This window comes from Sphingopyxis sp. GW821-FHT12C06, assembly GCF_058807415.1.
Genome location: NZ_JBXAQR010000001.1, coordinates 986197 through 1001364, shown reverse-complemented (window position 1 = coordinate 1001364; position 15168 = coordinate 986197). Strand labels below are relative to the sequence as shown.

Here is a 15168-nt window from a genome sequence, read left to right as displayed (position 1 = left end):
GTCGCATTAATGGCCCCTCACCTGATCCGGGACGATCCACAAAAAGGGGAAAAAGATGCGCCGTTCATTTCGTTTGCTGCTGACCGGATCAGCCTGGTTGTGCGCTCCGGCCCTGCTCCATGCGCAGCAGGCCGAGCGACCGCTATCCTCGGATGACGGCGCGGAAGACGGCATCGTCGTGACCGGTTATGGCCGCACCGACCAGCCCACCGCTGCAACCGGGCTTCCCCTCTCCCCGCTCGAAACGCCGCAGACGATCAGCGTCATCACGCAGCAGCAGATGCAGGACCAGGGTTTTAATACGATCAACGACGCACTCGACTTTACCGTTGGCATTTCCAAAAAGGACGTCGACCGTGGCCGCAGTGCGATCACCGCACGCGGTTTTGAGGTTCAGAATTTCCAGCTCGACGGCGCGCCGTTCGAAAATGGCAATGTGGGCTTTGGCGAGACCAGCACTGCGCAATATGAACGCGTCGAACTGGTGCGCGGCGCCGCGGGCCTGATGCAGGGCGCCGGAGATCCGTCGGCGGTCGTCAACCTGATCCGCAAACATGCCACAGAGAGCGAGTTTGCAGGTAATATCAGCCTCGAGGCTGGTTCGTGGGACCGCTTCGCGGCGACTCTGGACATTCAATCGCCGCTCAACGCCGCGGGAACGGTGCGCGCTCGCGCGGTCGCTCAAGCCTATACACAGGACAGTTTTGTCGATCTGGAAAAGAAGAAGGGCCTCCTCCTCTATGGCGTGATCGACGCCGACCTTGGCGACCGTACGGCCCTGTCCATCGGCGCAAGCTATCAGCGCGACGAGCGCGACGGGATCATGTGGGCGCAGTTGCCTTATTGGTACGCCGACGGCACGCGCACCGATTGGCCGCGTTCCAAGACCACGGGGACCGACTGGGGACTGTGGAATACCACGGAGATTTCGGCCTTTGCCACACTCACACGCAAGCTGGGCGGCGACTGGCAAATCCGCGGCGATATCGGCTATCACAAGGGTCTCGAAAATTCGAAGCTGCTGTGGCTCGACGGCCTGCCCGATCGGGTTACCGGCGCGGGCCTGGGCACGTCAGCTTACTGGTACAAGGCCAACCCCGAACAATGGCACGGCAGCATCCAGGCCAATGGCAGCTTCACTTTGCTGGGCGGCCAGCACGACCTCGCGATCGGCGCGATGGCAAGCCGCGTCAATGGCGGCTGGACCAACCGCGATCCGGTCGCGATCGATCCGATCGATGACTTCAACAGCTTCGACGGCCAGCTCGCAGAGCCCGAATGGGGCGATCGTTATGTGATGTCCGGGCTGGGCAACACGACGCAGGCGGCGGTTTTTGCCTCGACGCGGATCAGCCTGATCGGGGGATTGAAGCTCATCGGCGGTGGACGCCTGAGCTATTACAAGCGCGACGAGCACCAGAGCAGATATAGTTCCCCCTTCAACCTGTCTTACAAGGGCCAGATCACACCCTATGTCGGGCTGGTCTATAACCTCACGGACAATCTGTCCGCCTATGCAAGCTATACCAATATCTTCAAGCCGCAGGGCAATCTGCGCGACCGCAACAACAATCTGCTCGATCCGCTCGAAGGCACGAATTATGAAGCCGGCCTGAAAGCGCTGCTGCTCGATGGAAAGTTGCTTGCGACGATCTCGGTCTACCGGATCGAACAGGACAATCTGGCGGTTGCCGACGGCCTGATCCCCGGCACTACTTTTCAGGCGTATCGCGGCGCAAAGGGAACCGTCGCCAAGGGCTACGAGCTGGAAGTCGTCGGCAAGATCACCCCCCAATGGGACGTCAGCGCCGGCTGGAGCGATTATAGCGCGAAAGACGCGGACGGCGCGCATGTCCTCGCCCATCAACCGCGCCGCGTGTTCAACTTCGCGACCAAATATGACTTTGCCGGCGCGCTCGACGGGCTCAGCCTCGGCGGCGCGTTCAAATGGGAAAGCCGGCCGCCGGTCACGGCAGACAATCCTGGCACGGTGGCCGTTGACAAAACGCCGATCGGCCAGCCCGCCTATGCCATTGCCAATATCATGGCGCGCTATGTGCTGAACGAGCAAGTGTCTTTGCAGGTCAACGTCGACAATCTCTTCGACAAGCGTTTCTACAGCGGCAATGTGTGGTTCCCGGGCTTCGTCTACGGCGAACCCCGAAATGGCCGGGTAACATTGAAATATGCGTTCTGATCAAGTGGCATTGCCGAGGTCCGGTGGTCAGCGTAGCGCCGCTGGCGGGGGCGTCGCCTTCTCGTGGCCGCGCATCGAGGTCGCGCTGCCACCGGAACGGAAGCTGTTTTCGTGGCCCCGGTCGTCGCCGGTGCGTTCCACGATCATCGCGGCCCCCACTCCCATCGCCCCCGTCAGGACGACCAAGCCGTAGCGCCCGTTGCAGGCATCGAGGGCGTCGAGCAGCGTCGAGGTCAGGATCGCGCCGCTCGCGCCCATCGGATGGCCTTTCGCCAAATGCCCGCCGCCGATATTGACGCGCGCCGGGTCGGCATCGCGGTCGCGCAGGAATTTGGCGATGGTGACGGCGAAGGCTTCCATAAACTCGATGCGGTCCATGTCGGCGAGCGTCAGGCGCGCGCGCGCAAGCAGCTTGTCCATAGCGGTGAAGCCGGCGGTCAGCGAGGCCGCGGGATCGCCGCCGCTCTCGGCAAAGGCGATCACCCGGGCACGCGGCGTGAGGCCAAGGCCTTCGCCGCCCACAAGCGCCAGCCCGGCACCGTCACAGATCGGTGGGGCGTGCGCGATGCTGTGCAGCGGCTCGAAGGTCGCGCCCTCCAGCGCACTGGCATATTCGGCCTGCAGCTCTCCAAAGGCGGAGGGCGCGGCAGCGAGCGATTCCGCCGTCGTTTGCGGCCGGATGCATTGCTCGCCGGTCAGTGTCCCGGTCGCGATGCGCGAGGATTGCAGCGCCGCGTCGCCCTCGGCGGCGGCGGCCTTTGCCTGAGACATGAGCGCCACAGCGTCAAGTTCGGCGCGTGAGATGCCCTCGGTCGCGGCGAGCCGATCGGCGGCGAGCACCGGCGGCACGAAACGCGCGCGCGGCGGCAAGCTGTCGTCGCCATAATAGGCAGCGCGGTCGCCGAGGAACGGAGCGCGGCTCATCGACTCCACGCCGCCAGCGAGGATGCATATCGCCTCGCCGCTGGCGATTTTTGCGACCGCCTGCCCGATCGCCGACAGCCCCGAGGCGCAATAATTGTTGATGCTGTGCGCCGCAGTCGCATCGGACAGCCCGGCGTGGAGTTTCGACACCAGCGCAATATGCCCGCCCTGCGCGCCGCTTTGCGTCACACAGCCGAGGAGCAGCGCATCGGGTGTTGCCACGACATCGCCGCAACGCGCCGACAGCGCCGCCACTTGCTGGCGCACCAACTCCTGCGGCGTCAGCGCGGCGAGCCCTCCATCTGGCCGCGCCTTGCCGCGCGGCGTCCGTACCGCGTCATACAAATAGACAGAATTCAACGCATCAGACCCCGACGACGAAACTAACCGCGGTGGTCGCGCTGCCACCGACGTTGAAGGTCGCGAAATTCTTCGCGCCCTCGACCTGATAGTCGCCCGCCTGCCCCGTCACCTGCCGCCAGCTGTCGAGCAGCATCCGCACCCCCGTCGCGCCCACCGGATGGCCGAGGCCGATCAAGCCGCCCGACGGATTGACCGGCAGCTTTCCGCCGAGCGCAATCGTGCCATCCTCGACCGCACGCCAGCTTTCGCCCGGCGGAGTGATGCCGAAATGGTCGATCGCCATATATTCGGTGATCGAGAAGCAATCATGCACCTCAACCCCGTCGCACGCATAGACGTCGGACATCTCGGCACGGCGCAGTGCGTCCATCATCGCCTTGCGGACGCTGGGGAAGACGTAAGGTTCGCCGCGGCTACCCGCGACCTTGGTCGAATAAAGCAAAGGTGCGGTCGAGTGACCCCAGCCCTTGATGCGCGGGATGGAATCGATCGAAATGCCGCGTCGCTTGGCCCAGGTTTCGGCGACTTCGCGCGAGGCGAGGAAGATCGCCGCCGCGCCATCGGTGACCTGTCCGCAATCCGACTTGCGCAGGCTCCCCTCGATCAGCGGATTGACCTCATCATTCTCGCCGAGATGATCGTCGGTCACCGCCCAGCCGCGCGTCTGCGAGTTCGGGTTCTTCCTGGCATTGGCGAAATTATTCGCCGAAATCGCACGCAGATGCGCGCGATCGAGCCCGAAGCGCTCGTCATATTCCTCGGCGACGCGCGCGAACATCCACGGCCACAAATAGCGCGCCTCCTGCGCCTCGCGCCCCGCCCACGCCGCAGCGCCGAGATATTCGGCGGCGCGCTGGCCGGGAACGTTGCGCATCAGCTCGATGCCTAGCACCAGCGCGAGGCCGTAGCGTTCGGCCTCGATCTCCGCCGCGGCCGCGAGGATTGCGATGCTGCCCGAGGCGCAGGCGGCTTCGTGGCGTGACGCCGGCACGCCGGCAAGGCCGGGATGGACATGGCCGAAGAAGCCACCAAGCTGGCCCTGCCCCGCGAACAGCTCGCCGACGAAATTGCCGACATGCGCGGTTTCGACCTCTTTGGGTTCGATTCCGGTCGCGGCGAAGGCCGCTTCGGCGACGTCGCGAAACAGTTCGAACAGCCCGCCGCCCTCGCGTTCGATATTGCGGGCAAAGTCGCTCTGCGCGCCGCCGAGAATGAAGACGTCTTTCGCCATATCAGGCTTCCTTTTCGAGAGTTGCGAGCACCATTTCGCGCACGTCGCTGCGCATGACCTTGTTGGTGACGTTGCGCGGCAAGGCATCGAAGCGGAACAATCGCTCGGGCAATTTGAACACTGCGAGGTCCTTGTCGCGCAGATAGTCGGCGACCTCGCCGATCCCGACATCGTCGGGCCCGCGCGGCACATAGGCGAGCCCGATCCGCTCACCCATCGTCGCGTCGGGCAGCGAAAAGACGCAGGCTTCGGCGAGCAAAGGATGGCCACCAAGCAGCTGGTCGATCTCCTCGGGCGAGATATTCACCCCGCCGCGGATGATCAGATCCTTGCACCGCCCGACGAAGCGATAGAAATCGCCGCCCTCGGCAATCTCGAACAGGTCGCCGGTGCGAAACCAGCCGTCGTCGGTGAAGGCGGCGGCGGTCTGTTCGGGGGCATTGTGATAGCCCTCGAACAGGGTCGGCCCGCGGATTTGCAGTTCACCTGAAACGCCGTCGGCCTCGATCGGCTGGCCCCCATTCGGCGGCACCAGCCGGCTCTCGATATTATGCGCCCGCCCCTCGCCATAGGGCGGGGCGTATCGGCCGCGCCGCGGGAACAGGCTCGCGCGCTTGTCGGGGTCGGCCATCTCGCGCTCGCCGGTGATGAAGCTCATCCCCTCGTTCGACCCGAAGACATTGACGATAGTGATCCCGAGTTTTTCCTGAAAGCCGCGCACCATCGCGGGAGCCAGCGGAGCCGAACCCGACGCGATGACACGCAGGCTCGACAGATCAACCGAAGCCAGCAGCGCCTCATTCTGAAGCAGCATGTTGAGCACCGCAGGCGGCGCGATCGTCAGGCTCGGCCGCTCGGTCGCGATCTGCCGGAGATAGACGCCGGGATCGAAGGGGTGATGCAGCACCATCGTCCCCGCGCTGGTCAGCCAGCACATGGTGATCCCGCCGATGCTCGCCATGTTGATGAGCGGGAACGGGTTGAGCAGCACATCGCCCGGCTCGACCTTCATTGCCTCATAGCCCGCACCCGCAACCGCGATCCAGTGATTGTGGCTGCGCGGCACGCCCTTCGGTACGCCGGTGGTGCCCGACGTCCAGCAGATGGTGAATATATCGTCGGCATCGACCGGGTTCGCCGCGACATGCGCCGCGAGCGCGGCTTCGTCGCCCTCGGCAACCGAGAGGTCGAGCGTTCCCGCAGGCGGATTGGGCCCGAAAGTCATCAGCGGGATCGTATCGCCGAGCAAAGGTTGAACGACGCCAACATGGTCACAACCCTTGACCATCGTCGCGCAGACAAAGGCTTTGGGTTCGACGATGCCGATCATGCCTTTCAGCTCGTGGCTGCGATATTGCACAGCCGCCGGGCTGACGATCGCACCAATCTGTGCGGCGGCGAAATAGAGCGCGATAAACTCGCTGATGTTGGGGAGCTGGACGAGCAATACGTCGTCCTTGCCGATCCCCGCTGCAACGAGCGCGCCCGAAATCCGGTCGATCTCGGCCTCGAGCGCGACATAGCTCAGCCGTTGCGGCGCACCGAAGGCGAAATCCCCGCGATTGGGGGCATCGACCAGCGCGAGCCGGTCGGGGTGCTCCATCGCATTGGCGAAAAACAGGTCGGCGAAACTCTTGTCGCCCCACCAGCCGCTTTCCCGATGTCGCCGTCGCTTATCCTCTCCCGCGGCGATCATCGTCAGGCGCCCAATATGCTGTTGGGGCCCATGCCGATATCGTCGCCGCTCGCCCACACTGTGTGCGTTCCCGAACAAATGCGCTCGGGCAGGATGATCCGGCACACCGGCCCCGCCGCGATATTCTTGGCATCGATCAGCACACATTCGGACGTGTCGGTCTCGAGGTCGGCGATGAAGGAGACGAGATAGCCGTCATCCTCATCCTTGGCATTGATGCGCGGCGCGAAGGGCGCTTCGCTGCCGAAACGGCCGGGACCGAATTCGTAAGATTCGCTTGTCCGGGCATTGAGGTCGTGCTTGACCAGCCCGCGGAACAGGAACCAGCCCGGCTCGGGGATCGCGCTATAGGCATAGCGATAGGGCTTGCCGGCATAGCGGTGGTTGAACATCCCGAACTCCAGATCGCGCTCGTCGAGCCGCTCTTCGGTCGTCGCACCGGTCGTCAGATTGAAGCGCCAGCGATGGAGCCGCGGCTTGAGCAGCCCCTGATCGAGATAGGCCATCATCCGTTCGAGCCCATCGGGCGCGTTCGGATAGGATTTGGGCATCGGCTCTTCCTGATAATAGCCGTCGAGGATGATCTCGTCGCCCTCCTCCCACGCGTTCAGCCAGTGGAGCGTGTAGGTCGGTTCGGCCTCGAACCAGCGGATATCGTCGGGGCCACCGAAACGCGGAATGATCGCGAAGCGCGTTTTCTCGTCGGGGTGGAACTGCACGACATGGAGGTTTTTCTTCAGCAGCTCCTCGTTCCAGTAGAGCGGCATGTCGTTGAGGATCGTGTAGTTTTTGGTGAAGGCCACGTCGTGCGGCAGGCGCGGTCCCGCCAGCGGGATCGGCGTATAATGTTTGATCCTATTGTCCGCGCCGACGACGCCATAATGCATGAAGGGCGCGTGCTTCGAGTAATTGAAGAACAGCAGTTCGCCGGTGTCGAGATCGACCTTGCAATGTGCCGAAATTCCGTCGAGCGGCACCCAGCCTTCGGTACCGAACTGCTCGAGCGTGAACGGATCGAGCCGGTACGCTTCGCCGCACTGATAGAAGGTCGAGATGATCTTGCCCGCATGGATCGCAACGTCTGTCGAGCTTGAATCCTTCAGCCACTCCTGCGCGCCCCAGCCGTGGCGCGTCGACTTGTGCGGCGGCTCCATCAGCCCTGCCCACAGCGAACGTCCTGCCTCCTTCTCGGCCGCAAAGCCTTTGGTGCGGACGAAGCGGCTGCGATAGCTCGCGCGGCCGTCCTTGAACGAAATGCTGTGGATGAACCCGTCGCCGTCAAAGGGGTGATAGCGCCCGATCGGTTCGTGGACCTGATTTTCGCCGGTGCGCACATAGACGCCGTCGATGTCGTCGGGGATCGTCCCGATCACCTCGGCATCGCCATTGGCGAAGATCGCGTTCCATTCGTTGAACGTCGGCCGCCAGGCACCCTTCATATAGGGATGGTCGTTCGGCTGGATGGTGGACTGGATCGTCTCGACAAGCTCGGCGGTCATGCGATGACTCCTTCGGCGGCTACAAAGCGCGGCCGGGCGGCGGCCGCATCATATTCGGAAACGAGGCGATCGACGATGGCCGCAACGGGTTCGACGCCGCGCACCGCGCCGACCCCCTGCCCCGCCGACCAGACATTTTTCCACGCCTTGGCGTCGTCCTGCGCGTCGGAAAAATTCGGCCGCTTGTCCTCGGGCATGTTAGCGGGGTCGTAACCCGCGGCGATCAGGCTGGACCGCAGCCAATTGGCGGTGACGCCGGTGATGCCCTTCGACGGCACGATATCTTCGGCGCCTGCGGCGACGACCATATCCTTATACCCCGGCACCGCCATGCTTTCGGCGCAGGCGATCAGCGAGGTGCCGAGATAAGCGAGATCGGCGCCCAATATCTCGGCCGCGCGCACCGCATGGCCGGTCGAAATTGCACCGCCAAGCACCAGCGGCCCGTCCCAGAATTGCCGCACCTCCTCGACGAAAGCGAAGCCTGCGGTTGCTCCGGTGTGCCCGCCCGCTCCGGCCGCAACCAGCACGAGACCATCGACCCCGGCGGCGGCGGCCTTGCGCGCGAAGCCCACCGAATTGACGTCGGCGAACACCAGCCCGCCATAGGCGTGGATTTCCTCGACCACCCGGGCAGGGCTGCCCAGCGCGGTGATCACCAGCGGCACCTTGTGGCGCACGACGCAGGCGAGGTCTTCGGGAAGCCGGCTGTTCGACGGATGGACGACCAGATTGACCGCCCACGCAGCGGCGTCGGGATCATTCGACAGCGCGGCGTCGATCCGGCTCACCCAATCCTCAAGATCCGCCGAGGTGCGCGCGTTGGGCGCCGGAAAACTGCCGATCATCCCCGAACGCGACGCGGCGATCACCATCTCCGGCCCCGACACGAGGAACATCGGCGCCGCGATCGCCGGCAGGCGCAAATTGCGCGTCAGCGCTGCCGGAAGGCCGCTTTTTGCGGTCATAAATCCACTCTCCCAAATGTGACTTGCATAACGATACTTAAAGTCGTTATGAGTCGCAATGCAATAAAAACATCGCAGGCGGCGGTCGCCGGGACGATGGATCGAGGGAGGACCAAATGAACTATCGCTTTGCCATGCTGCTCGCCGCCACCGCGCTCGCCACGCCCGGAATCGCCGCCGCACAGGACGCCGCGCCGCAGGAACAGGGCGGGCTCGAAGACATCATCGTCACCGCGCAAAAACGCGCCGAAGGCCTGTCGGACGTGCCAATCTCGATCTCGGCGGTCAGCGGCAAGCAGGTCGAAGCTTACGGCCAGACCAACCTCGAACAGATCAGCTCGTCGGTCCCGAACCTGAAGATCACCCAGACCGCGATCGCCAACCGCATCGCGATCCGCGGCATCGCCTCGGGCGACAACAAGGGGTTCGAACAGTCGGTCGCGATGTTCGTCGATGGCGTCTATTACGGCCGCGACCAGCTTTCGCGCTTGCCGCTGATCGACATGGAGCGCGTCGAGGTTCTGCGCGGGCCGCAGCCCACCCTGTTTGGCAAAAATGCGATTGCCGGCGCGGTCAACATCACCACACGCGCGCCAACCGACGAATTCGAAGGGTCGGTCAGTGGCCTTTATGAATTCAACCACAAGGAATTCCAGCTGACCGGCGTCCTGTCGGGTCCGCTGAGCGAAGGCGTCGAGGCGCGCGTCGTCGGTTATTACCGGACGATGGACGGCTATTTCTACAACCAGAAGCTCGATCGCAACGAACCCAATGTCGACGAGAAATATTTCCGCGGCAAGCTGGAGTTCGACCGCGGCGGTCCGTTCGCCGCCGAACTCAAGCTCGAATATGCCGACTTCCAGACCAAGGGGCAGCCGCGCGACGTGTTCGGCGCGGTTGGCAATTACAACACGGTCTTTCAGGGGCCCTTCTTCGTCAGCACGAAGCCCGACTATGTCCGCGAGGACAATGGCTATGAAAGCCGCAACAAGGTGTTCGGTGCGACACTCAACGCCGACCTCGAAATCGGCGAGCATACGCTGACCTCGATCACGTCGCTGTTGGATTATAAGACCCGCGAAACCGTCGATGTCGATTTTTCAGGCGTCAGCTTCCTCGATGGCACCAATCTTCTCGAAGATTATCGCCAATATTCGCAGGAATTGCGGCTGGCCTCGCCGGGGGGTGAGACCTTCAACTATATCGGCGGCGTCTATTATCAGCATGCCAAGCTCGACGTTCAGGATTTCACCCGGTTCAATTCGACCTTCCTCGCGCTCGGCGCACCGTTCAATGCACTCGGCGACACGCGCAACGACCGCGACTATGAACAGAAATCGGATCTGATCTCGGCCTTCGCACAGGGCGAACTGGCACTCAGCGACCGCTTCCGCATCACCGCGGGCGCGCGCTTCAACCATGAAAAGAAAAGCGGTCGCCGTACCCTCGCAATCGTTCAGGGACCGCTCAACACCTTCAATCCGCTGATCGTCGCCGCAACATTCCGCGCGCTCAATATCGAGGCGCACAGCATTTCGGGCAAATTGAGCGAAGACAGCTTCAACCCGATGGTCAACGTCCAGTTTGATGCCACCGACGATCTGATGCTCTACGCCTCCTTCGCCAAGGGCACGAAGGCGGGCGGGTTCGATATCCGTTCGAACTCGCTGCCGACTTCGACCACCGTGGCCAAGCCCGGCGCCTTCATGTTCGAGGATGAAAGCGCCGAAAACTTCGAAGCCGGGCTGAAGTATAAGGGGCGCAATTTCGCCTTCAACCTGTCGGCCTACCGCACCACCTACAAGGATCTTCAGGTCAACATTTTCGACGGCACCCTGAACTTCAACGTCCGCAACGCCGCCGGTGCGCGCACCCAGGGGATCGAGGCCGATTTCCGCGCCGCGGTCGCGGACGGACTGACGATCAGCGGCTCGGCCGCCTATCTCGACTTTGAATTCACCAACTTCACCGCCGGGCAATGCTATTATCTGCAGGTGCCGGGACCGGGCGGTTTCTGCGACTATACCGGCAAGCGCAACGCGCTGACCCCCAAATGGTCGGGCAATTTCAATGTCGATTACACCACGCCAATCAACGACGATCTGAAAGTCGCGTTCAATATCAATGCCGACTTCTCGTCGGCCTATATCGCCTCGGCAAACCTCGACCCCCGCACCCATCAGGACGCTTATGCCAAGCTGGGCGCGCGTCTGGCATTGGGGCAGATCGACGGCCGCTGGGAAATCGCGCTGATCGGGCGCAACCTGACCAACCAGCGCATCCTGCAAACCGCCAGCTCGATGCCGCTGGCGACGACGATCACGCGGAACGCCGGCAATGCCTATAACGGCATCGTCGACCGGCCGCGCACGATCGCGGTGCAACTGACCGGGCGCTTTTGATGACGGACGGGAGGGCGGATCGCCGCCCTCCCCTTCCGGGCTCGCCTTGTCGATGCACTGGCCTTGGTTTAGGGGCGTGGTGACGCAAGGAATGGCTTGGGCTTGAAACACGACCTCACGATCAGGGCCTGTTCGATCTGGCGCGCGCTGGAAGTGGTCGGCGACGTTCCCGTTCTGCTGATCATGGAACAGGCGTTTCTGGGCGTGCACGGCTTCGACGAATTCGTCGCGCGTACCGGGCTCGCCCGCTCGGTGGTCAACGGCCGCCTCAAAAAACTGGTCGAGGAAGACTGTCTCGCCAAGCGGCCCAAAAAGACCGGGCGCGGCTTTCACTATGTGCTGACCCCAAAGGGGCGCGACCAGTTTCCCAACGCACTGATGATGCTGCGGTGGCAGCATAAATGGGAAGCCGCGAGCCGCGACTTTCAGGTTCGCCTCTTTCATGCCAGCTGCGGCAGCGCGACCGAGCCGGTCCCGGTGTGCAGCTGTTGCCGCGCCGAAATCGACCCACGCGACGTGACATGGCGCGAGGGACCGGGGCTGGTGCAGGTCACCCCCGCCTATGAACGCCGCCGCTTCTGCGGCGATGTCGGCGCGCGGCGGCCCGGCGGACGGCCGCTGGTCGACACGATGATCGAACTGTTCGGCGATCGCTGGGCAACCCTCGTCGTCCGCGCGATGTTCACCCGCATCCACCGCTTCGACGACATCCAGCGCGACACGCTGATGGCCACCAACATTTTGACCGGCCGCCTCGATCGCCTCGTCAAGCAAGGGATCTTGCGCGCCGTTCCCTATTCCACGCACGCTGATCGCTATGAATACCGGCTCACCGATAAGGGCCGCGACCTTTATCCGGTGATCCTCGCGCTGCTGCAATGGGGCGATCGCTGGTTCTCCGACGAGCGTGGGCCGCCGGTCCTCTTGACCCACAGTCCGTGCGGCAATGATCTCAAGATGATCGTTGCATGCAGCCATTGCGGCGACGCGTTGGAGTTGAGCAACAGCGCATTCGAAATTCAGGCAACCGAAAATCACGCCGGCGTGGAAAATCAGGCGATGCCACCGTCAATCGGTTAAGCCTCGGGACGAACCGCGAGGGCGCTACAAGTCGGCACGCACCTCGATCAGTTTCAAGCCGAGCGTGGCGGCATTGGCGACGGCCTCTTCACGACTGCCGGCGCGCAACTTGCGCATGATATTCTTAAGGTGCCATTTCACCGTTTCGGGCGCGAGGTGCAGCGTGCGGGCGATTTCCTTGTTCGATTCACCGACCTTGAGCGCGCTCAGTATCTCGACCTCGCGGTCGGTCAGAAAGGAAAAGGCCTCGCCCGGAGCCGCCGAATATGTGCCTTCGAGCGCCGGGTTACGGCGCGACGGTTCGGCCAGCTTCAACAGCGCGAGGAAGCAATCGGAGGCATAGGCCTCGCTGCAAAAATTCTGGACCGCACGCACACCGGTCACGTCAAGCACATCGACGATCGTGCGCCGGAAACCGACGCTGGCCGCATGGTTCAGGAATCGCACGGTCTGGAGCTCGACCATCTTGTCGCATCGCCCGCTGAGCTGCGGCAAGATGTTGAGCAGCGTCGCCGCCGCGCGCAGTTCGGCGTCATCACCGTTCGATGCAAGGCGCAGCAGGCGTTCCGCCACGGTCGTCAGCCGCGGACGGTCCCCCTCGGCGATGGCTTCATAGGCGCGCATTTCCGACAGGATTGCGAAGGCGCGACCCTGCGCGGAGAGCGGGTCGAGTACCGCGGCTTCCTCATCGGCGATAGCCACCACGGCTTCGGCATCGATCGTCTGCGGCAACCGCAATCGGGCGCGCTCGACAATGCAAAGCGCCTTGAGCGGCGACCAGCCGCGCGCGAAGGCGATCAGTTCGGCACGATCGATCAGCGACGCGGCTTTGTTCGTCTGCCCAGCCCCGGCCGCGACGCGAATGGCGACAAGGAAGGCCTGAACCAACGCGTCCTGAAAGACACTGCGCTCCAGATGCACCAGCGCCCCGGTCGCCAGCATGGCGGCGCTGTCCAGCGCATCACGTTCATAACAGGCACGCGCGAGCGCCGCGTCGATCAGCGCCGACGCCAGTCCCGGTTCGGGCTGGCGCCCACGCCCCTCGCGCAGCAGGCGTTCGGCCTCGCCAAGCTGCCCCTGCGCGCGCGATACCGCCGCCTTCGCGCAGATCGCCAACGCCCCCGCCAGATCGAGCGGCCGCCCGGCGCCCCGGATCATCACCGGTCGGACGGCATCGTGCACCAACCCGAACAGGCCGCGCCGGACGGCGCCATGAGCTAGCGTCGCGCGAACCATGTCCACGGCAAAGCCCGACAGATCGCCCTGCGCCGCAAGAAGCTGGTCGCAGGCTTCTACGGTCTCGTCGGGACGATCTTCGGCATAGGCGCGGCGCAGCAGATCGAGCCCGCGCGGCAGATCCGCCTCGCCTGCATCAACCGACACACCGGGATCGGCTTGCAACACCGAAAGCCAGGCGCGCGCGCGGCCAAGCTCTGGTGATGCCGCGATCGACGCACCCGGCATGCGGCCGATCCATTGCGCAAGGCGATCGAGCATGCCACGCTCGACCATCGGCATCGCGACCCCGGCAACCAGCACAGCCGCTTCGTCGAGCTCGCCGCACGCCAATGCCTGATCGATGGCGTCGGCTACACAGCCCTGCCCCGCATAATAGCGCGCCGCGACACGGTGCAACTGCATCGCCGTGCCCGGCTCCTCTACATCGAAGCGACGCGCCAGCGCCGCGCGAACCGCAGGATGCAGGTGATGGCGGCCGGCATCGTCCGGCGGGTCGAGGAAAAAGCCCCGCGCCGACAGGTCGCGCAACATCGCCCCGCTGTCCTTGTTCCCGCAAAGCAGACCGCACAAAGCTGTATCGACCCAAGGCGCGACAGCACAGCGCAGGAGGCACAAGCGGACCGGACCCGGCAGAGCATCGACCCACGGCGCGATGAGTGTTGAGATCCCGTCGACGAGCACGCTCCACTCGCCCGTTGCCACCATAGCACCCAGTCGGCCGGGATGCCGCGCCGCTAGCCGCAGCCCGGCGGGCCAGCCCAGCAACAGGCGGTTCAGTGCAGCGACCTGATCGGTATCGAGCGAAGCTCCGGCCCTTTCCAGAAACAGCCGTGCATCCTCGTCACCAAGCCCGAGATCGGCGCGACCAATATGCAACATCATGGCCCGCGCCTCGGCATCGCCGACTGCCAGCCCCGGCTGCGCGCGCGCCGAAAGCAGCAACCGCAGCTGCGCGGGCGGATAGCGCATCAGCCGCTCGAGGATGTCGAGCATATGCCGATCGGTCAGGCGGTCGATATCGTCGAGAACGAGCAGAAAGGGCACGTCCGCACCGTTTATGTGGTCAGCGAGCATGACAGCGGCTGCCGGAGCGGAGGTGCCCGCAGCGGCGCGGGCAAACGCCAGGGCGTCGAACAACAGCCCCTCCGTATCGGCGCCCTCGTCCTCGTCGTCGATCGCAAGCCAGCCCGCGCGCCAGCCTTTTGCCTGCGCCTCGGCGAACAGCGCTGCGCACCAAGCTGTCTTGCCATAGCCCGCAGGTGCCCGCACCATAGCGACTTCGTGCTGCTCCAGCGCATCGAGCCAAAGCGAATGGGCGCCCAGACCAACCAGATCGGGCGGAAAACGCGGCGGTGCGAATTTCCGTGAGCCCGCCGCCGGCGCGCCACGGTTCGGCACGGCGCGCAGGTGCGGTTTGGTTTCGATCCTCGATCCCGGCTGGACGCTCATTCGGCTGCCCTCCATCTGGATCAAAGGCTATCGCCTTGCCCCGGCCGGAGCAAGCGGCGCGACATCACCCCCCCATCGCTCCCCCCGCCGCCTTGCCTGTCGCAACGCCGCGCCGCGCCA

Annotated in this window: 9 protein-coding genes; 3 read left to right on the top strand and 6 right to left on the bottom strand. The window is 64.1% G+C overall.

The features are described from left to right. Positions 1-55: 55 nt before the first annotated feature. A complete protein-coding gene (locus AC1RRJ_RS04520; RefSeq protein ID WP_493120514.1) occupies positions 56-2197 on the top strand; it encodes a TonB-dependent siderophore receptor in 2142 nt (713 codons plus the stop codon). A 27-nt stretch (positions 2198-2224) separates the two neighbouring features. Here AC1RRJ_RS04520 and AC1RRJ_RS04515 read toward each other — a convergent pair whose 3' ends face one another. The 5 genes from AC1RRJ_RS04515 to AC1RRJ_RS04495 are packed head-to-tail and all read right to left on the bottom strand — an operon-like array spanning position 2225 to position 8878. Next, the gene (locus tag AC1RRJ_RS04515) at positions 2225-3481 is read right to left on the bottom strand and encodes an acetyl-CoA C-acyltransferase (protein WP_493120513.1); all 1257 of its coding nucleotides are present in this window, start codon (positions 3479-3481) and stop codon (positions 2225-2227) included. Positions 3482-3485: 4 nt separating this feature from the next. Beyond that, complete coding sequence (locus AC1RRJ_RS04510) at positions 3486-4715, bottom strand: acetyl-CoA acetyltransferase (protein ID WP_493120512.1); 1230 nt, start codon at positions 4713-4715, stop codon at positions 3486-3488. Position 4716: 1 nt separating this feature from the next. Further along, complete coding sequence (locus AC1RRJ_RS04505) at positions 4717-6411, bottom strand: class I adenylate-forming enzyme family protein (protein ID WP_493120511.1); 1695 nt, start codon at positions 6409-6411, stop codon at positions 4717-4719. Between the two features lie 2 nt (positions 6412-6413). Continuing rightward, positions 6414-7910: a carotenoid oxygenase family protein gene (locus AC1RRJ_RS04500; RefSeq protein ID WP_493120510.1), complete on the bottom strand. Its 1497-nt coding sequence runs from the start codon at positions 7908-7910 to the stop codon at positions 6414-6416. After that, complete coding sequence (locus AC1RRJ_RS04495) at positions 7907-8878, bottom strand: NAD(P)H-dependent flavin oxidoreductase (RefSeq protein WP_493120509.1); 972 nt, start codon at positions 8876-8878, stop codon at positions 7907-7909. Before AC1RRJ_RS04495 ends, AC1RRJ_RS04500 begins: the two co-directional genes overlap by 4 nt. Before the next feature lie 116 nt (positions 8879-8994). Between AC1RRJ_RS04495 and AC1RRJ_RS04490 the strand changes: the two genes are divergently transcribed. Next, positions 8995-11280, top strand: a complete 2286-nt coding sequence (locus AC1RRJ_RS04490) for a TonB-dependent receptor (protein WP_493120508.1) — start codon at positions 8995-8997, stop codon at positions 11278-11280. Between the two features lie 102 nt (positions 11281-11382). Continuing rightward, on the top strand, positions 11383-12360 hold the full coding sequence (locus tag AC1RRJ_RS04485) for a winged helix-turn-helix transcriptional regulator (RefSeq protein WP_493120507.1): 978 nt from the start codon (positions 11383-11385) through the stop codon (positions 12358-12360). Between the two features lie 24 nt (positions 12361-12384). Here the strand turns inward: AC1RRJ_RS04485 and AC1RRJ_RS04480 are convergent, their stop codons facing one another. Beyond that, a complete protein-coding gene (locus tag AC1RRJ_RS04480) occupies positions 12385-15048 on the bottom strand; it encodes a LuxR C-terminal-related transcriptional regulator (RefSeq protein WP_493120505.1) in 2664 nt (887 codons plus the stop codon). Positions 15049-15168 lie beyond the last annotated feature (120 nt).

Coding starts and splice junctions, on each gene's coding strand:
- AC1RRJ_RS04520 (WP_493120514.1), top strand. CDS start 56: ATGCGCCGTTCATTTCGTTTGCTGCTGACCGGATCAGCCTGGTTGTGC.
- AC1RRJ_RS04510 (WP_493120512.1), bottom strand. CDS start 4,715: ATGGCGAAAGACGTCTTCATTCTCGGCGGCGCGCAGAGCGACTTTGCC.
- AC1RRJ_RS04505 (WP_493120511.1), bottom strand. CDS start 6,411: ATGATCGCCGCGGGAGAGGATAAGCGACGGCGACATCGGGAAAGCGGC.
- AC1RRJ_RS04500 (WP_493120510.1), bottom strand. CDS start 7,910: ATGACCGCCGAGCTTGTCGAGACGATCCAGTCCACCATCCAGCCGAAC.
- AC1RRJ_RS04495 (WP_493120509.1), bottom strand. CDS start 8,878: ATGACCGCAAAAAGCGGCCTTCCGGCAGCGCTGACGCGCAATTTGCGC.
- AC1RRJ_RS04490 (WP_493120508.1), top strand. CDS start 8,995: ATGAACTATCGCTTTGCCATGCTGCTCGCCGCCACCGCGCTCGCCACG.
- AC1RRJ_RS04480 (WP_493120505.1), bottom strand. CDS start 15,048: ATGAGCGTCCAGCCGGGATCGAGGATCGAAACCAAACCGCACCTGCGC.